This is a genomic window from Bradyrhizobium sp. Ec3.3, assembly GCF_000472925.1.
Classification (GTDB): domain Bacteria; phylum Pseudomonadota; class Alphaproteobacteria; order Rhizobiales; family Xanthobacteraceae; genus Bradyrhizobium.
On record NZ_AXAS01000006.1, the window covers coordinates 1 to 17,828 of the forward strand.

General features: G+C 63.8%; 13 protein-coding genes and 1 pseudogene. 7 read left to right on the top strand and 7 right to left on the bottom strand.

Going from position 1 to position 17,828, the window contains the following annotated elements; all coding sequences use genetic code 11:
* Positions 1-163 (top strand): annotated as a pseudogene (locus YUU_RS58390) (IS481 family transposase); the annotation flags it as partial.
* A 129-nt stretch (positions 164-292) separates the two neighbouring features.
* Here the strand turns inward: YUU_RS58390 and YUU_RS0106420 are convergent.
* Together YUU_RS0106420 and YUU_RS0106425 are read right to left on the bottom strand one after the other, a co-directional pair.
* Positions 293-1,168, bottom strand: coding sequence for a hypothetical protein (locus YUU_RS0106420; RefSeq protein WP_027521660.1), 876 nt, complete (start codon positions 1,166-1,168; stop codon positions 293-295).
* A gap of 2 nt (positions 1,169-1,170) precedes the next feature.
* Positions 1,171-2,529, bottom strand: a complete 1,359-nt coding sequence (locus YUU_RS0106425; protein ID WP_027521661.1) for an MBOAT family protein — start codon at positions 2,527-2,529, stop codon at positions 1,171-1,173.
* Between the two features lie 307 nt (positions 2,530-2,836).
* Between YUU_RS0106425 and glpK the strand changes: the two genes are divergently transcribed.
* The 3 genes from glpK to YUU_RS0106440 all read left to right on the top strand — a co-directional run bounded on the left by glpK (position 2,837) and on the right by YUU_RS0106440 (position 5,824).
* Positions 2,837-4,339 (top strand): glycerol kinase GlpK, encoded by a 1,503-nt coding sequence (gene glpK, locus YUU_RS0106430; protein WP_027521662.1) that lies wholly within the window; start codon positions 2,837-2,839, stop codon positions 4,337-4,339.
* A 7-nt stretch (positions 4,340-4,346) separates the two neighbouring features.
* Complete coding sequence (locus YUU_RS0106435; RefSeq protein WP_027521663.1) at positions 4,347-4,940, top strand: GNAT family N-acetyltransferase; 594 nt, start codon at positions 4,347-4,349, stop codon at positions 4,938-4,940.
* A 254-nt stretch (positions 4,941-5,194) separates the two neighbouring features.
* Positions 5,195-5,824: a glutathione S-transferase family protein gene (locus tag YUU_RS0106440; protein WP_027521664.1), complete on the top strand. Its 630-nt coding sequence runs from the start codon at positions 5,195-5,197 to the stop codon at positions 5,822-5,824.
* A gap of 144 nt (positions 5,825-5,968) precedes the next feature.
* Here YUU_RS0106440 and YUU_RS0106445 read toward each other — a convergent pair whose 3' ends face one another.
* From YUU_RS0106445 to metF, 3 genes are all read right to left on the bottom strand, one after another.
* A complete protein-coding gene (locus YUU_RS0106445) occupies positions 5,969-6,535 on the bottom strand; it encodes a YbhB/YbcL family Raf kinase inhibitor-like protein (RefSeq protein ID WP_027521665.1) in 567 nt (188 codons plus the stop codon).
* 470 nt (positions 6,536-7,005) lie between these two features.
* A complete protein-coding gene (gene metH / locus YUU_RS0106450) occupies positions 7,006-10,863 on the bottom strand; it encodes a methionine synthase (protein ID WP_027521666.1) in 3,858 nt (1,285 codons plus the stop codon).
* 3 nt (positions 10,864-10,866) lie between these two features.
* Complete coding sequence (metF, locus tag YUU_RS0106455) at positions 10,867-11,799, bottom strand: methylenetetrahydrofolate reductase [NAD(P)H] (RefSeq protein WP_027521667.1); 933 nt, start codon at positions 11,797-11,799, stop codon at positions 10,867-10,869.
* Between the two features lie 384 nt (positions 11,800-12,183).
* Here metF and YUU_RS0106460 point away from each other — a divergent pair, with 384 nt between their 5' ends.
* Complete coding sequence (locus YUU_RS0106460; protein WP_027521668.1) at positions 12,184-13,203, top strand: LLM class flavin-dependent oxidoreductase; 1,020 nt, start codon at positions 12,184-12,186, stop codon at positions 13,201-13,203.
* Positions 13,204-13,313: 110 nt separating this feature from the next.
* On the opposite strand, the gene YUU_RS0106465 is transcribed toward YUU_RS0106460, so the two are convergent.
* Complete coding sequence (locus tag YUU_RS0106465) at positions 13,314-14,171, bottom strand: prephenate dehydratase (RefSeq protein WP_027521669.1); 858 nt, start codon at positions 14,169-14,171, stop codon at positions 13,314-13,316.
* Between the two features lie 21 nt (positions 14,172-14,192).
* Positions 14,193-14,933 carry a 3-deoxy-manno-octulosonate cytidylyltransferase gene (locus tag YUU_RS0106470; protein ID WP_027521670.1) on the bottom strand — a complete coding sequence of 247 codons (741 nt, stop codon included), beginning with the start codon at positions 14,931-14,933 and terminating at the stop codon, positions 14,193-14,195.
* Between the two features lie 221 nt (positions 14,934-15,154).
* On the opposite strand from YUU_RS0106470, the gene YUU_RS0106475 reads away from it, so the two are divergent.
* Together YUU_RS0106475 and YUU_RS0106480 are read left to right on the top strand one after the other, a co-directional pair.
* Positions 15,155-15,706, top strand: a complete 552-nt coding sequence (locus YUU_RS0106475; protein ID WP_027521671.1) for a cytochrome c family protein — start codon at positions 15,155-15,157, stop codon at positions 15,704-15,706.
* Positions 15,707-15,928: 222 nt separating this feature from the next.
* On the top strand, positions 15,929-17,824 hold the full coding sequence (locus YUU_RS0106480; protein ID WP_027521672.1) for an extracellular solute-binding protein: 1,896 nt from the start codon (positions 15,929-15,931) through the stop codon (positions 17,822-17,824).
* The last annotated feature ends 4 nt before the right edge of the window (positions 17,825-17,828 follow it).

Below are 17,828 nucleotides of genomic sequence, written 5' to 3' on the forward strand. Positions count from 1 at the left end.
CCCCCAGGCCTTCGCTCGCGAGCGCCTGGCCATCCGCCCCCTCGATCGCGATGGCCACTACGGAATCTTCTTTGCCAGCTGGCAGGTCGCAGCAATCGACTTGACCAATGGCCAACCTGTCAGTGATGTGTCCGAACAGGTGTCAGCCATGTCCCCGGACTAAACATCAAGCCGGGCGATGACGGTCGAACGAGCTGAGCCAGGGAGCCCAGCAAAAATCTCCGTTCGATCTCACCGGCAAGGTCGCAATCGTATCGTCATCGACGACTGCGTGCCCACCCACGCGATGCAGCTAGCGTTCCGCCAACGCCTTCTCGATCGCGCACGCGACGATCAGGGCGGAGCGCTCGTCGAGGTGGACGCCATCGGCCCAGCGCAGCTCCGAGAGTGGTGCGTCGATCGCCAGCCATGCGCCTTGATCCGGGAAGGCGTCTTGCACGATCGTCCTGGTCGCCCTGACGGAGCTCGTCGCTTCGATCTCCGGCGAGAACGGAACGGCGATCAGAAAAGCGCGCCCGCCGCGGCGCTCGATCTCGCCGATGAGTTGTTTGATGAGCGTCGCATTGTCCTTGGCGCGGGCAGACGGCTCCTCCGCGTTCATCTCCCCTACGGCGCGCTCGACATAGACGTGGTTGTCGAAGCCGGAGGGCGACTGGCTCAGCAGGTCCTCGCGCTCGGCGCGCGCCTTCGCGGCATCCGGCGGCGCGTGATTAAGGGTCTCAAACGCCGCGATCGCCGTTCGCACCGGACGGAGAAACAACGCGCCCGCCCGTTCGACACCGGTGAACCGTTCAACCAGCGCGCCGTCGACGGCGCGCGAGAGAACGTTGGTCTCGATCAGGATGATTTTCGGCAGGCGCGGTTGCTTCGCGACGATCTCGAGGCCGGTCACTGGAGAGCCGCCGGCCAGCGCAAGATTGCGTACGCGGGGACGTGAGAAATATTCCTCCTTGAGACGCCAGGTGACCGAGCTGCCGACCAGCACGACGTCAGGCACGGGCTCCCTCACATAACGGTTGAGGGTGATGAGGCTGCCGTCACGGGTCGTGACCGCCGGCTGCTGAAGCGCCGCGCCGATCCATGCCGTCGCAAGACCGCAGGCCAACAGCAGCGCCGCCGCTGTAGCGGCGCATCGAACCAGCCATGGAAGTGGCGAGGTCTGCGGCATGATCAGAACTGGAAATAGATGAAGGCGGCGTCGGGGCCCGCCTCGAGAAAAGCAAGGGCCGCGAGCGCGCCATAGAGATAGGGCTCCCATCGTCGCAGTCGGCCCTCGACGATCGCGCCGATACCGAGATGCTGGATGATCACGGGAAGGCTGTAGAGCAGGGCCAGATTGTAGAACAGCTTCGTCGGATTGGGATTGGTCGTCGGCGTGAACATGCCGTGGAGATAGCCGAGTGCGTGATCGAAGTTCGGCAGCTTGAAGAAGATCCAGAGCATCGTCACGCACAGGAACACGATGCCCATGCGGAGCAGCCGCACGAGTGATCCGGCACTGCCCAGGACCTTCAGAAACGGCCGCTCGATGACGAGCAGAAGCCCGTGCAGCGTGCCCCACAGCGCGTAGCTCAGGCTCGCGCCGTGCCAGAGTCCGCCGAGCGTCATCACGATCATCAGGTTGAGACAGGTTCGCACCACGCCCTTTCGGTTGCCGCCCAGCGGGATGTAGAGATAGGTCTTGAGCCAATTGGACAGCGAAATGTGCCAGCGCGTCCAGAATTCGGAGAACGAGGCCGAGATGTAGGGCAGGTCGAAATTGACCGGCAGGCGGTATCCGAACAAAAGCCCGAGGCCGAGCGCGATCGCCGAATAGCCGAAGAAGTCGGCATAGATCTGGTAACCGTACAAGAACACCAGCAGCCAGCGATCCTGTGTGCGCACCGTCTCATAGAGCGGAAAGTCCATATAGGACGTCATCTCGTTGAGGTTGTTCGCCACATAGAGCTTGAAGAAATAGCCGGTCAGAATCCATTTGGCCGCCTCCACGAAGGCGACGTCGGCAAGGTGCTTGGGCGCGATCTGCGGCATGAACTGGCCCGCACGCGTGATCGGGCCGGAGACGAGCTGCGGAAAGAAGATGATGTAGAGGAAGACGTCACGCAGCGGCGGCGGGCGTTTTTCGCGCGTCAGGTCGACCAGCAGGCTGATGTTGTGGAAGACGAAGAACGAAATGCCGATCGGCAGCGGCAGCCGCAGCAGGAAATCCACCGGCGCGAATCCGATCGGATGAGCCGAGGCGGCGTCGACGAACAGGAACTTGTACTTGAAGAACGCGAGCAGCCCGAGATTGAAGATGATCCCCGCCGGCATCCACACCGCGCGGTTGTCGAACGCCAGCACCAGGCAGACCCAGGTGCCGAGCACCGCAACGAGCAGCAGCGGCAGGAGCTCCGGCTGGCCGAAGCCGTAGAAGAACACGCTCGCGAGCACGAGGAGCTGGACCTGGACGTGGCGCAAGGGCGGCAAATAGTAGGCGCCGAATACGACCGCGACGAAAACGCCGAACTGAAGAGACGTGAAGGTCATGCCGCCCCGTTTGCCGGTCCCGGCAAGTTACACTTTCGCTCCCGCCGTCCTGGGGAATGATCCGGACCCGAAGGGCCGCGTTAGCGCGATGTGCGAAGCGGTTTTCCGAAAAGATCATGCTCAAACAATGACCTAAAGCGCGATAACGATTCATCCAAATCTCATCGCGCTTTAGCCTTGCGGCAGGGCGGGACAGGCGCTTGCTTCGATGGAACAAGGCGGTCTTGACCTTCCCGTCCCAATCCGCTCCCTTTAGCCGCGACACAATAACCCTCCCGGGATACCGGAATCGCCAAGGTCAACATTCATGTCTTTCGTTCTCGCCATCGATCAGGGCACCACCTCCTCGCGTGCCATCGTGTTTCGCAGCGATATTTCCATCGCGGCGAAGGCGCAGCAGGAGTTTCCGCAGCATTTTCCGGCCTCGGGCTGGGTCGAGCATGAGCCGGAGGACATCTGGACCTCGACCGTGATGGTCTGTCGCGACGCGCTCCAGAGCGCCGGCGTCACGGCCAAGGACGTTGCCGCGATCGGCATCACCAACCAGCGCGAGACCACCGTGGTGTGGGACCGCGCCACCGGCCAGGCCGTACACCGCGCCATCGTCTGGCAGGACCGCCGCACTGCCGATGTCTGCTCGAAGCTGAAGGCCGAAGGTCACGAGCCCCGGATCTCAGACAAGACCGGCCTGATCATCGATCCCTATTTCTCCGGCACCAAGGTCGCCTGGATCCTCGACAACGTCCCCGGCGCCCGTGCGCGGGCCGCGCGCGGCGAACTGATGTTCGGCACGGTCGATTGCTACCTGCTCTGGCGGCTCACCGGCGGCAAGGTGCATGCAACGGATGCGACCAACGCCTCGCGCACGCTGCTGTTCAACATCCACACCGGCGAATGGGACGACGAACTGCTCGAGCTCATCGGCGTGCCGCGCTCGATGCTCCCCGAAGTGAAGGATTCTTCCGCCCGTTTCGGCGAGACCACCCCCGACCTGTTCGGCGGCGCGATTCCGATCTGCGGCATCGCCGGCGACCAGCAGGCAGCGACCATCGGCCAGGCCTGCTTCCGCCCGGGCATGATGAAGTCGACCTACGGCACCGGCTGCTTTGCCCTGCTCAACACCGGCACCACGCCGGTGGCCTCGAAGAACAAGCTGCTGACCACCATCGCCTATCAGCTCGGCGGAAAACGCACCTACGCGCTCGAAGGCTCGATCTTCGTTGCCGGCAGCGCGGTGCAATGGCTGCGCGATGGCCTCGGCATCATCAAGCACGCGGCCGAGACCGGCCCGCTCGCCGACCAGTCCGATTCCATGCAGAGCGTCTATCTCGTGCCGGCCTTCGTCGGCATGGGCGCGCCGTATTGGAACCCGCGCGTGCGCGGCGCACTGTTCGGCCTGACCCGCAACACCGGCCCGGCCGAACTCGCCCATGCCGCGCTGGAAAGCGTCTGCTACCAGACCTTCGATCTCTGGGCCGCAATGCGCGCGGATTGGCCGAGCTCGGAAACGGCGAGCGTGGTCTTGCGCGTCGACGGCGGCATGACCGCCTCCGACTGGACCATGCAGCGTCTCGCCGATCTCCTCGACGCGCCGGTCGACCGCCCCGTTATCCAGGAGACGACGGCGCTGGGCGCCGCATATCTCGCCGGCCTCAACGCCGGCGTCTATCCCGAGCCGACGCAGTTCGCCGACAACTGGCGCCTCGAGCACCGCTTCAAGCCGAACATGAGCCAGGCGACGCGCGAGCGGAAGCTTGCCGGCTGGGCGCGCGCGGTGAAGGGCGTGCTGGCGAGCGACGAGGGCGAGTGAGCGGCGAATGATCCTCCCCGACGGCTATTCAGACGTGCCGAGCGGGAAGATCGCCGCGGTCGTCACGCATCTGGAGATGACCGCGCGGCCGCCGCTGCGCGACGATCCGGTGGGCGCCTGGAGGTTGCGCCCGGTCGAGCAGCCCGGTCTCGACTGGTTTCGCGCACTCTATGCGCGGGTTGGCGAGGACTGGCTATGGTTCTCGCGCCTGCGCATGCCGGATGCGGAGCTTGCGGCGATCGTGCAGTCGCCGCGTGTCGAGATCTATGCGCTCGTCGCTGATGGCCGCGAAGAAGGCCTGCTCGAGCTCGACTTCCGTGAGGCGGGCCAATGCGAGATCGTGTTCTTCGGCGTCACCGCAAAACTCATCGGCACCGGCGCAGGCCGCTGGCTGATGAACCGCGCGCTCGAACGCGCCTGGTCGCAGGAGATCAGGCGCGTCTGGGTGCACACCTGCACCTTCGATCACCCCTCAGCGCTCGCCTTCTACCAGCGCTCCGGCTTCCGAGCTTTCCGCCGCCAGATCGAGATCGCCGACGATCCGCGCCTCGATGGCACGGTGCCGCGAACGGCGGCGAGGCATGTGCCGGTCATCGAGTGATCGGCCGAGACCTGTAGCCCGGATGAGCGCAGCGATATCCGGGAGCTGCCGCAAGACTTTCCCGCATGTCGCTACACTCTTGCGAGCTACGACGCACTCAAAACACCTCTGAGCCTCCCGACGGTGCTGTCGTCCATTGAGCCACGCTCGTTGCAGCCGGCGCAATGCTCCCTTTCCAAGATTTTCCTTGTCAGCCGCGCGCATTGGCGATGAACTGGCCGGCCCTGCCGCGCCAACGAGAAAGAGCGCAGACCATGTTCCTGATCGGCCAGTATGATTCCCCCTTCGTCCGCCGTGTCGCGATTGCGTTGAAGCTTTACGGTATCGCCTTCGAGCACAGGCCGTGGTCGACGTTCGGCGATGCCGACAAGATCGCGCCGTACAATCCTTTGCGCCGCGTGCCGACGCTGGTGCTCGACGATGGCGAGGGGCTGATCGAGAGCACGATCATTCTCGACTACCTCGACGATCTCGCCGGGCCAGAGAAGGCGATGCTGCCGCGCAGCGGTGTCGAGCGGCGGCGGCATCTGCGCGTTTGTGCGCTGGCGAGCGGCCTCGGCGACAAGGCAGTCAGCCTGCTCTATGAGCGCGTGTTGCGAAAAGAACAGCTCGTGCTGTGGGTCGAGCGCTGCCAGGCGCAAATCGCCGATGTGTTGAAGGTGCTGGAAACCGAGCGCGCGAAAGTAACGACGCCGTACTGGCTGGGTGATCGCATCGGCCACGCCGACGTCGTGGTCGCCTGCGTCGTCCGCTTCACCCGCGAAGCGCACCCGCAGCTCTTCGATCCCGCCCGCTATCCGGCACTGTCAGCGCATTCCGAGCGCTGCGAGGCGTTGGCGCCGTTCAAGGAGATCGTCCAGCCGCTGGCGCCGCCCAAGGGGTGAGCGAGCGCAGGTTCGTAGGGTGGGTTAGCGAAGCGTAACCCACAACGTCTCTCAATGCGCGGAAAGCAAAGAGGTGGGTTACGCTGACGCTAACCCACCCTACGCGCGTAGCGAGCGGATGCGCACCGCGCCCGTCGCCTCCCGTCACCGGCCGTAGAGACCGGTCAGGGTAGCCTTTCCGAGCGTATGGAAGTGCAGATCGAAACCCACCAGTGCCGCGGATGCTGAATGGTCCTTGGCGTTCGGAAGCTTATCGACGTCAACGGCGAATACGGTGATCTGATAGCGGTGCGGCTTGTCGCCGGGCGGCGGGCATGGTCCGCCATAGCCGTCGCTGCCGAAGTCCGTGCGGCTCTGGATCGCCCCTTTCGGCATCAGCTTCTTCTTTGGATCGCCGGCCCCCTTGGGAAGCGCAGTGACGGATGGCGGAAGATTGAAGACGACCCAATGCCACCAGCCGCTGCCGGTCGGCGCATCAGGATCATGTATCGCCACGGCGAAGCTCTTGGTGCCCGCCGGAGCACCGCTCCAGCTCAAGGCCGGAGAGGTGTTGTTGCCGGTACAGCCAAAGCCTTTGAATACATGTTCGCCGGCAATCGTGGCGCCTTCGCTGATGTCCGGGCTGCTCAGCGTGAGGCTCTGCGCACCAGCTTCGCCCGCATGAAGCAGGAGCACACAAGCTGCTGCAAATGAGAATGCAAACCTCGTCATCGGAAGCACCTCTTCAACAATGAGCTCAGAGATCGCAAAGTAGCGCCCGAGGAACCTGGTTTCAATCAGTCTGCGCCGTTGCTCTCGATGCTGCGGCGCGGGTCCATCCGGCGCAGTTCGCAATGATGACATATTGCCGGTGATTTGCCCGACGAGTCAAGCAATTTCGGGAAATGCGTAGTTGGTCGGCCCCGCAATTTTCTACTTTGCATGGGGTTGTTTTTCACTTTTTTGGTCTGGGAGGTGTCGGCGCATCTCTATCTGCGACCATCACCCGGCGATCATGATGGTCGGCACCCTGTTCACCACAACGTCGTCCCGGCCTCGTGCGCAATTGCGCACTGGGGCCGGGACCCATTACCCCAGGGAGGAGTTTGGCGAAGTAGCTCGGTACTCCGACCGCCGCGGTCGATAGATCCCGCGGTATGGGTCCTGGCTTTCGCCAGGACGACAGCGGAGATGTGGTGCGCTTACCCCGCTCCCGCGCGCTTCTTCTGCCAGACGAGATGTACCGCACAGGTGCAGCCCGGCGGATGCGAGGCGAGGTCATTTGACGTCTCGTCGTTCGCGGGCGTTGCCGCGAAGGCCTTGTTAGGCTCCTGCTGCGCCGGGATGTAGTTCAAAATCGGCGCCAGCCAGCGCTCGACCTCGGCAACGCTCATGTCCTTGCGTGCCGCATAATCCTCGACCTGGTCGCGCTCGATCTTGCCGACGCCGAAATAATAGCTCTCGGGATTCGCAAAATAGAGCCCGCTCACGCTACTGCCCGGCCACATCGCAAAGCTCTCGGTCAGCTTCACGCCGGCGGTGTTCTCCGCATCGAGCAGGGCGAACAGCGTCTTCTTCTCGGTGTGGTCGGGTTGCGCTGGATAGCCGGGGGCAGGGCGGATGCCCTGATATTTTTCGAGGATCAGCTCCTCGTTTGAGAGTTTCTCGTCCGGGGCATAGGCCCAGAACTCGCGGCGCACGCGGGCGTGCATGCGCTCGGCGAAGGCTTCGGCCAGGCGATCGGCCAGCGCCTTGCACAGGATCGAGGAGTAATCGTCATTGGCCTTCTTGAAGTGGTCGGCGACCGCATCCTCGCCAATGCCGGCGGTGACGACGAAGCCACCGATGTAGTCCGGCACGCCCGACCCCGCAGGCGCAACGAAGTCGGACAGCGCCGCGTTGAATCGGCCCTCGCGCTTCTCGAGCTGCTGGCGCAGCGTGTGCAGCGTCGCGATCTTCTTCGTCCGGCTCTCGTCGGCGTAGAGCACGACGTCATCGCCTTGCGCGTTCGCCGGCCAGAAGCCGATCGTGGCGCGCGCCCGGAACCAGTTTTGCTTGACGATGAGGTCGAGCATCTTGCGCGCGTCGTCATAGAGCGAGCGCGCGACCTCGCCAACCTTGGGGTCGTCGAGGATCGCCGGGAAGCGACCGGCAAGCTCCCAGGTCTGGAAGAACGGCGTCCAGTCGATGCAGTCGACGAGCTCGGCGAGATCGTAATCGTCAAACGTCCTGATGCCGAGGAAGGTCGGCTTCACCGGCTTCGTCGCGACGAAATCGACCGGCACGCGGTTGGCGCGGGCATCGGCAAGCTTCAACCGCTTCTTGTCGGCCTGCGCGCGCAGATGCGCCTCCGAAATTTTTGCGTATTCGGCGCGCACTTCGGCGGCATAGGTCTCGCGTTTCTCGGGCGAGAGCAGCGAGGAGGCGACGCCGACGGCGCGGCTGGCGTCATTGACATGCACGACGGGGCCGGCCCTGTAGTTCGGGTCGATCTTGACGGCCGTGTGCACGCGGCTGGTCGTGGCGCCGCCGATCAGCAGCGGCAGCTTCAAGCCTTCGCGCTGCAATTCGCCGGCGAAGAACGCCATCTCGTCGAGCGAGGGCGTGATCAGGCCGGACAGGCCGACGATGTCGGCCTTCTCCGCCTTCACGGTCTCGACGATCTTTGCGGCCGGCACCATCACGCCGAGGTCGATGACCTCAAAATTGTTGCACTGGAGCACGATGCCGACGATGTTCTTGCCGATGTCGTGGACGTCGCCCTTCACGGTCGCGAGCACGATCTTGCCCGCGGACGAGTTGGTATCGCCGCCGATGCCGCTCGCGAGGTTGCGCGCCTTCTCCTCCTCCATGAACGGCATCAGCCAGGCGACCGCCTGCTTCATCACGCGCGCCGATTTCACGACCTGCGGCAAAAACATCTTGCCGTCGCCGAAGAGATCGCCGACCACGTTCATGCCGGCCATCAACGGGCCTTCGATCACGTCGAGCGGGCGCGAGGACGCCTTGCGGGCTTCTTCGGTATCCTGCTCGATGAACTCGGTGATGCCATGCACGAGGGCGTGCGACAGGCGCTTCTCGACCGGCCATTCGCGCCAGGCGAGATCGGCTTCCTTGCTCTCGGTCTTCTTGCCGCGAAATTTTTCGGCAAGCGCGAGCAGCCGCTCGGACGCGCCGGGATCGCGATTGAGGACCACGTCCTCGCAAACCTGGCGCAGCTCCGGATCGATGTCGTCATAGACGATCATTTGCCCGGCATTGACGATGCCCATGTCCATGCCGGCCTTGATGGCATGATACAGGAACACCGAATGCATGGCCTCGCGCACCGGCTCGTTGCCGCGGAACGAGAAGGACAGGTTGGAGACACCGCCCGAGATGTGCGCGCCGGGTAGATTCTGGCGGATCCAGCGCGTCGCCTCGATGAAGTCGACGCCGTAATTGTTGTGCTCCTCGATGCCCGTCGCGATCGCAAAGATGTTGGGATCGAAGATGATGTCTTCGGGCGGGAAACCGACGCGGTTCACCAGGATGTCGTAGGCGCGCTTGCAGATCTCGGTCTTGCGCGCGAACGTATCGGCCTGGCCGACCTCGTCGAATGCCATCACCACGACAGCCGCGCCGTGGCGCCGCGCGATCTTGGCTTCAAGGATGAACTTCTCTTCGCCTTCCTTCATCGAGATCGAGTTGACGACCGGCTTGCCCTGCACGCATTTCAGCCCGGCCTCGATGACCGAGAATTTCGAGGAGTCGACCATCACGGGCACGCGGGCGATGTCGGGCTCGGCGGCGACGAGGTTGAGGAAGGTCCGCATCGCGGCTTCCGAGTCCAGAAGACCCTCGTCCATGTTGACGTCGATAACTACCGCGCCGTTCTCGACCTGATCGCGCGCGACCTGGAGCGCGGCCGTGTAGTCGCCGGCCGTGATCAATTTACGGAAGCGGGCCGAACCCGTGACGTTGGTGCGCTCGCCGACGTTGACGAAGGGGATCGCATCCGTCAGCACGAACGGCTCGAGGCCGGAGAGCCTTAAGCGCGGCTCGATCGCCGGCACAAGGCGCGGCTTGTGCGGCGCCACCGCAGCCGCAATCGCCGCGATGTGCTCCGGCGTGGTGCCGCAGCAGCCACCGACGATGTTGACGAGACCATCACGCGCGAACTCGCCGACCAGGCGGGCCATATATTCCGGCGTCTCGTCATACTGGCCGAACTCGTTGGGCAGGCCGGCATTGGGATAGGCACACACAAGGGTGTCGGCGACGCGGCCAATGTCCGCGATATGCGCGCGCAGGTCTTCCGCGCCGAGCGCGCAGTTGAAGCCGATGGTGATGGGCTTTGCGTGCCGCACCGAATTCCAGAACGCCTCCGGCATCTGTCCCGACAGCAGGCGGCCGGACTTGTCGGTGATGGTGCCTGAGACCATCACGGGCATGTCGATGCCGCGTTCTTCCGTGATCTCGGCGATCGCATAGAGCGCGGCCTTGGCGTTCAGCGTGTCGAAGATGGTCTCGACCAGCAAGAGGTCGACGCCGCCGTCGATGAGGCCCCGGATCTGCTCGCCGTAGGACTCGCGCAGGTCGTCGAAGGTGACGGCGCGGTAGCCGGGGTTTGCGACATCAGGCGAGATCGAGGCGGTGCGGTTGGTGGGACCGATGGCGCCGGCGATGAAGCGCGGCTTGCCGTCCTCGGCTTCAACACGTTTGGCGGCGTTGCCGGCGAGGCGCGCGCCTTCGCGTGCCATCTCGTAGACGATTTCGGCAAGGTCGTAATCGGCCTGCGCGATCGAGGTCGTCGAGAAGGTGTTGGTCGCGACGATGTCGGCGCCGGCGCGCAAATAGGCGGCGTGGATGTCCTCGATCGCCTGCGGCTGGGTGAGGATCAACAGGTCGTTGTTGCCACGGAGGTCCCGGTGAAAATTCTTGAAGCGCTCGCCGCGGAAGGCGGCCTCGTCGAACTGCAGGCCCTGGATCATCGTGCCCATGGCGCCGTCGAGCACCAGAATGCGCTCGCGCGCGGCGGCGAGCAGGGCAGTACGCTTCGGGGAAACGGTCACGGTCATCGGTTACGCCGCCTTCTGCGCGCTCTTGGCGCGAATGCCGAGCAAATGGCTGATCGCGAACACGAGATCGGCGCGGTTCATGGTGTAGAAATGGAAGGTGTCGACGCCGTGCTTGGCGAGCTTGTGCACCTGGCCGGCGGCGACCGTCGCTGCGACGAGCTTGCGCGTTTCCGGATCGTCGTCGAGCCCGTCGAACTTCTCCGCGAGCCAGTTCGGCACGCTGGTGCCGGCGCGGGTAACGAAATTGCGGGCCTGCTTGAAATTGTGCATGGGCATGATGCCCGGCACGATCGGAATCTCGATGCCGCGAGCGCGGACGCGGTCGAGATAGCGGAAGTAGAGGTCGTTATCGAAGAACACCTGCGTGATCGCGCGCGTCGCGCCCGCATCGACCTTGGCCTTCAGCGTGTCGATGTCGGCGTCGAAGTCACGCGCTTCGGGGTGCTTCTCGGGATAGGCCGAGACTGAAACCTCGATATCGGCATGGCGCTTCTTGATACCGGCAACGAGCTCGGCCGAACTCTGGTATCCGTCGGGATGGGTGGAGTAGGGCGTACCGATGCCGCCGGGCGGATCGCCGCGCAAGGCCACGATGTGGCGGACGCCGACCTCGTGGTAGCGGTCGACGATCTCGTCGATCTCGCCGCGCGAGGCGCCGACGCAGGTGAGGTGCGCGGCCGGCAACAGCGACGTCTCCTTCAGGATGCGGGCGATGGTGGCGTGGGTGCGCTCACGGGTCGAGCCGCCCGCGCCATAGGTCACCGAGACGAATTTCGGCTCGAGCGGGGCGAGGCGATTGATGGTCTCCCACAGGTTCTTCTCCATCTCCTCGGTCTTGGGCGGAAAGAACTCGAAGGAGATCGCCGGACGCTTGGCGAGGTGCCCGTCTTGCCCATTGTCTTGCCCGTTACGGGCAGGCGTCGTCGGCTCGGTCATGGGACCACTCACTCCAGATCTCTTCGCAACTGCGGCAGATTAGCTTGGGAAGGCTAAGATAGGCCAAACGGGATCTTCTCGACAGCCCATCGGTGATGGGAAATCGCCCACTATTGCTCACTGAACCGACATTTTTGTGCCAAAGCCAATTGAGGTGGGAAGTTGGTAAAATCTATAAATGCACGCGCTTTCAACGAGTTATATGATGTTTAAGATTTTGAGATCTTGATAAGCTCGGTGGGCAGTATGAATCGCTGATGATTGAGGCTTGCGATATCCCACCGGCTTCGAGCAAATCCCCCCGGCCGTCTCGCCCTAGCACACGTCAGCTCTGCTCCTGCCGGCCATTGCCGCCCCGCCGCTGCGCACTACTTTGAACCGGCCATGATTCCGCTCTCCGTCCTCGATCTCTCCGTCGTCACGTCCGGCACGAAGCCGGCAGCGGCGCTGCGCAACAGCATCGATCTCGCGCGCCATGTCGATCAGCTCGGCTATGTCCGCTACTGGCTCGCCGAGCACCACAACCTTGCTTCCGTCGCGAGCCCCGCGCCTGACGTCATGATCGGGCAGATCGCGGCGGTGACGAAGAACATCCGTGTCGGCTCCGGCGGCGTGATGCTGCCCAATCATGCACCGCTGGTGGTCGCCGAACGTTTCAAGATGCTGGAGGCGCTGTTTCCCGGCCGCATCGATCTCGGCCTGGGCCGCGCGCCCGGCACCGATGGCGCCACGGCGTACGCGCTCAGGAGCCGGCTCGACCGCCGCGAGGGCGACGATTTCCTGGAGCGGCTGCATGAATTGATCCTGTGGGAGACGCGCGAATTCCCCTCAGGCCATCCGTACAACAACGTCGTGGCAATGCCCGACGACACGCCCCTGCCGCCGATCTGGCTGCTCGGCTCGAGCGATTATTCGTCGGAATTGGCAGCCCAGGTCGGCATGGGCTTCGCCTTCGCGCATCATTTTGCGAGCCATGATGCGATCGACGCGATGGTGCACTATCGCAACCGTTTCCAGCCGTCGGCCTGGCGCGCGACGCCGCACGCGATTCTCGCGGTGGCAGTCGTCACGGCGGATACCGACGAGGAGGCGGAAAAGCTCGCTTCGTCCTTCGACCTCAATCGCCTGCGCCGCGACCGCGGCCAATATCTCCCGCTGCCGAGCGTGGAGGAGGCGCTTGCCTATCCCTATACGGACGCCGATCGTGCCTCGATCGCCCGCAACCGCTCGCGCCTCTTCGTCGGGAGCCCCGCGACGGTGCAGCAGAAGCTGAAGCCGCTGCTCGACGCGAGCAAGCCGGACGAGCTGATGGTGATCACGGCCGTGTATGACCACGACGCGCGGAAGAAGTCGTATTCGCTGCTGGCCGACGCGTTCGGGCTAGTGAAGGGAGAGGCGGCGTAGAAGCTATCGTGCCCCGGACGCAGCGCGGCACGGAGTGATGCGCTGCTGAGCCGGGGCCCATCGTGGCCCCTGGGTCCCGGCTCGCGCTTCGCGCGTCCGGGACACGATAGCTACTCCATCTTCTCGCTGAACGTCGCCCGGAACGGATGCCCCGGATACACGCCGACGATGCGGAATTCGCGCGAGAAGAATTTCAACTCCTCGAGCGCGAAGGCAAGGCCCTTGTCGTCGGGATGGCCGTCGACATCGGCGTAGAACTGCGTGGCGAAGAAATTGCCGTCAACCATGTAGCTTTCGAGCTTGGTCATGTTGACGCCATTGGTGGCAAAGCCGCCGAGCGCCTTGTAGAGCGCCGCCGGCAGGTTGCGCACCCGGAATACAAAAGAGGTGACCAGCGGGCCCGAACCCTGCTCGGCCCATTTCGCCTCGCGCGCCAGCACGACGAAGCGCGTGGTGTTGTGGGCCTCGTCCTCGATGTCCTCGGCCAGAATGTCGAGGCCGTAGATCTTTGCGGCAAGCCGCGAGGCGATCGCGGCGACGCTTTTATCCTTGCGCTCGGAAATATCGCGCGCGCTGCCCGCGGTATCGGCCGCCACGATCGGCTTGACGCCGAGCTTGCGGATCATGCGGCGGCACTGGCCGAGCGCGTGCACATGGCTCTCGACGCTCTTTATGTCTTCGAGCCTGGTGCCCTTCACCGCCATCAATTGATGCTGGATCGGCAGAAACCACTCGCCGATGATGAAGAGGCCGGAGGCCGGCAGCAAATGATGGATGTCGGCGACGCGTCCCGCGACCGAGTTCTCGATCGGGATCATGCCGAGATCGGCCTCGCCCGAGGAGATCGCCGACAGCGCATCCTCGAAGGTCGCGCACGGCATCGGCTCGGCGTCGGGATAGGCCTCGTCGATGGCGATGTGGGAATTGGCCCCAGGCTCGCCCTGGAATGCGATTTTCATCTTGCTCATGTCGGGCCTTGTAACAGCGGCTCAGGATTTGGAAAGGATGCTGCGGGCGGTCTCTAAGTCCGCCGCAGTGTCGACGCCGCGGGGGACGGTATCGACGATGGTGAAGTCGATGCGCATGCCGGCCTCCAGCGCCCGAAGCTGCTCCAGCTTCTCCTGCAATTCCAGCGGCGAGGGCGGCAGCGACACGAACCGCTCCAGCGCCGCGCGGCGATAGGCGTAGAGGCCGATATGGTGGTAACGCGGTCCCTCTCCGGTAGGGGCGGTCGCGCGGGTAAAATATAGCGCGCGCATGCGCCGCCCGCCGAGCGAGGTTCCCACCGCCTTCACCACGCTCGGGGCGAGATCCTCCTCCTCGGTGTGGATCTGCGAGGCCAGCGTCGCGATATCGACGGCGGGGTCAGCCAGTGGAGGCAGCACGTCGCGGATGTTGGCGGTCGAGATCGTCGGGAAATCGCCCTGGAGATTGACCACGATTTCGGCTTTGCCTTCGGGATCGAGCTTCTGCATGGCCTCGTGGATGCGGTCCGACCCCGACGGATGCTCAGGGCGGGTCATTACGGCGACGCCGCCATGCGCGCTGACGACGTCGGCGATCTCCTGGGTGTCGGTTGCGACCGCAACCCGCCCGATCGCGGCCTCTTCGGCCCGCCGCAGCACATGCACGATCATCGGCTGTCCGGCGATGTCCTTCAGCGGCTTACCGGGCAGGCGGGTAGCCGCCATGCGGGCCGGGATCAGCACTAAAATGCGGGGATCGGTCATGGGGTCAAGGGCCTGGAAACGGGGCGTTTTCCGCACCGGGAAATCGGGTGGGGATGGAAGGAAAGCGGGGCCGTTTATACGGGTTGCCAGACCACGGGCAAACCGATATCTCAATGTCAAAACTCGGGGGAACGATAAGGAACATTTGATTCTCCCGAGGCACGTCCTGGCGGCCGCTTGGGGCCGCTTTATCCTTCTTGCGGTGTGGGGCCTGGCCGGAAATGGACTCTTTCGAACTCAACAAGATCCTCGGTGCGATCCTCGGCACCTGCCTCGTCGTCCTGGTGACGAGCTTCACAGCCCAGGCGCTGTTCGCTGCGAAACCGCCTGAGAAGCCCGGTTTCGAGATCGCCGTGAAGGAAGAGGCTGGCCATGGCGCTGAGGGCGGCGCTGCCGCGGCGCCGTCCGAGCCAATCGAGAAGCTGCTCCAGACCGCCTCCGTCGAGAAGGGAGCCTCGGCCGCCAAGAAGTGCGGCGCCTGCCACACCTTCGAGAAGGGCGGCCCGAATCGCGTCGGTCCGAACCTCTTCGGCATCGTCGGCCGCGCCCGTGCGTCCGAGGCCGGCTTCAACTACTCCGCCGCCATGAAGGCCAAGGGCGGCGAGTGGACCATCGACGATCTCAACAAGTTCATCACCAATCCGAAGGGCTTTATCTCGGGCACCGCGATGGGCTTCGCCGGCATTCCGAAGGACTCCGAGCGCGCCGACGTCATTGCCTATCTGAACAGCCTGGCCGATAGCCCGCAGCCGCTGCCGACCGCGGCGAAGTAAGATCGCCAAAAGAATTATGCCGACCTGCGGCCAGGCTCGAAAAGCCTGGCCGTTTCCTTATCTACCGCTAGGCCGCCTCGCAGCGTTGTTATCGGGGCGTTTCGCCGCAGCGAACCGTCCCCTCGGGCTTCCAAGATGAGGAAAAAGCAACACAATCGGTCGAAACCTTGCCGTATATTGGGGCCTTAAAGGGGTAACCTCCTTCCAGACAGGGACGTTCATTTGGCCATTACCCGACGCGATCTTCTGCTAGCCGGCGCTGCGACTGCTGCGCTCCCCGTCCTCGGTTCCGCCGCAGGTGTTCCGATTGTCAGAGCCGCCGAGGCGCAATCGGCCAGTGAGCTCCCCTGGCGCCACGGTCTCTCCCTGTTTGGCGACATCAAATATCCGGCAGACTTCAAGCGCTTCGACTACGTCAATCCGGACGCGCCGAAGGGCGGCGTCGCGCGCATGATCTCGATCGGCACCTTCGACAATTTCAACATTGCGGTCGCCGGCATCAAAGGCGTGATCGCGCCAGCTGCCGGCCTGATCCACGAAACCCTGATGACACGCGCGCAGGACGAGGTGGCGACCCAGTACGGTGAGCTTGCCGAAACTGCCCAGCATCCGGACGATTTTTCCTGGGTGATCTATCGCCTGCGCAAGGAAGCCCGCTGGCACGACGGCAAGCCGGTGACGCCTGAGGATGTCATCTTCTCGCTGGAGACTTTGAAGAAGCAGAGCCCGATGTACGGGTCTTACTACCGGCACGTGGTGAAGGCCGAGAAGGTCGGCGAGCGCGACGTGAAGTTCACCTTTGACGGTCCCGGCAACAGGGAACTGCCCACCATCGTCGGCGAGCTTACGGTGCTGCCGAAGCATTGGTGGGAAGGTACCGACGCGCAGGGACGGAAGCGAGACGTCGGCGCGACGACGCTCGAGATTCCGCTCGGCTCAGGTCCATACCGGATCAAGGAATTCGTGGCGGGACGCTCGATCAAGCTCGAACGGGTCAAGGACCATTGGGGCGCGAACTTGCCGAGCCAGATCGGGCAGAACAATTTCGACGAGCTGCGCTTCGAGTTCTTCCGCGACAACATCGTCGCGCTGGAAGCCTTCAAGGCCGATCAGGCCGACTGGATCGCGGAGAATTCCGCCAAGCAATGGGCGACCGCCTACGATTTTCCGGCGGTCACCGAGAAGCGGGTGGTCAAGGAAGAATTTCCGATCAACGACTCCGGCCGCATGCAGGCCTTCGTGGTCAACAGCAGGCGCGACCAGTTCAAAGACGCGCGGGTGCGGCGGGCCTTCAACTATGCTTTCGACTTCGAGGAGATGAACAAGCAGCTCTTCTTCGGTCAGTACAAGCGCATCAACAGCTACTTCGAAGGCACCGAGCTCGCCGCGACGGGCCTGCCTCAGGGTGAGGAATTGCAGATCCTCGAGACCGTGAAGGACAAGGTGCCGCCGGAAGTCTTCACCACGCCTTACCAGAATCCGGTCGGCGGCAATCCGGAAGCGGTGCGCGCCAATTTACGCGAAGCGGCAAAGCTGCTGAAAGAGGCGGGCTTCGAGGTACGCGACCACAAGCTGGTCGACGCCTCGGGCAAGGTTCTGACGGTCGAGATCCTGGTACAGGATCCCTCGTCCGAGCGTATCGCGCTGTTCTACAAGCCGTCGCTGGAGCGGATCGGCGTCAATACGTCGGTTCGCACGGTCGACGACGCGCAGTATCAGAACCGGCTGCGCAGCTTCGATTTCGACATGATCATCGATCAGTGGGGCGAGTCGCTCTCGCCGGGCAACGAGCAGCGCGAGTTCTGGGGATCGCAGACGGCCGACGTGCCCGGTGCGCGCAACACCATCGGCATCAAGAACCCGGCCGTGGATGCATTGATCGAGAAAGTGATCTTCGCCAAGGACCGCGCCGGTCTCGTCGCGGCGACGCGCGCGCTCGATCGCGTGCTGCTGTGGAATTTCTACGTCGTGCCCCAGTTTACCTATCCATTCTCGCGCTACGCTCGATGGGACCGCTTCAGCCATGCCGAGCCGCTGCCGAAATATGGCAGGTCAGGCCTGCCGACGCTATGGTGGTACGACGCCGAGAAGGCCGCCCGAATCGGAAAACGCTCTTGAGGAA

What these genes read in the sequence shown, in the direction of transcription:
- YUU_RS0106420 (WP_027521660.1), bottom strand. Translation starts at nt 1,168, where the DNA reads ATGCCGCAGACCTCGCCACTTCCATGGCTGGTTCGATGCGCCGCTACA.
- YUU_RS0106425 (WP_027521661.1), bottom strand. Translation starts at nt 2,529, where the DNA reads ATGACCTTCACGTCTCTTCAGTTCGGCGTTTTCGTCGCGGTCGTATTC.
- glpK (WP_027521662.1), top strand. Translation starts at nt 2,837, where the DNA reads ATGTCTTTCGTTCTCGCCATCGATCAGGGCACCACCTCCTCGCGTGCC.
- YUU_RS0106435 (WP_027521663.1), top strand. Translation starts at nt 4,347, where the DNA reads ATGATCCTCCCCGACGGCTATTCAGACGTGCCGAGCGGGAAGATCGCC.
- YUU_RS0106440 (WP_027521664.1), top strand. Translation starts at nt 5,195, where the DNA reads ATGTTCCTGATCGGCCAGTATGATTCCCCCTTCGTCCGCCGTGTCGCG.
- YUU_RS0106445 (WP_027521665.1), bottom strand. Translation starts at nt 6,535, where the DNA reads ATGACGAGGTTTGCATTCTCATTTGCAGCAGCTTGTGTGCTCCTGCTT.
- metH (WP_027521666.1), bottom strand. Translation starts at nt 10,863, where the DNA reads ATGACCGTGACCGTTTCCCCGAAGCGTACTGCCCTGCTCGCCGCCGCG.
- metF (WP_027521667.1), bottom strand. Translation starts at nt 11,799, where the DNA reads ATGACCGAGCCGACGACGCCTGCCCGTAACGGGCAAGACAATGGGCAA.
- YUU_RS0106460 (WP_027521668.1), top strand. Translation starts at nt 12,184, where the DNA reads ATGATTCCGCTCTCCGTCCTCGATCTCTCCGTCGTCACGTCCGGCACG.
- YUU_RS0106465 (WP_027521669.1), bottom strand. Translation starts at nt 14,171, where the DNA reads ATGAGCAAGATGAAAATCGCATTCCAGGGCGAGCCTGGGGCCAATTCC.
- YUU_RS0106470 (WP_027521670.1), bottom strand. Translation starts at nt 14,933, where the DNA reads ATGACCGATCCCCGCATTTTAGTGCTGATCCCGGCCCGCATGGCGGCT.
- YUU_RS0106475 (WP_027521671.1), top strand. Translation starts at nt 15,155, where the DNA reads ATGGACTCTTTCGAACTCAACAAGATCCTCGGTGCGATCCTCGGCACC.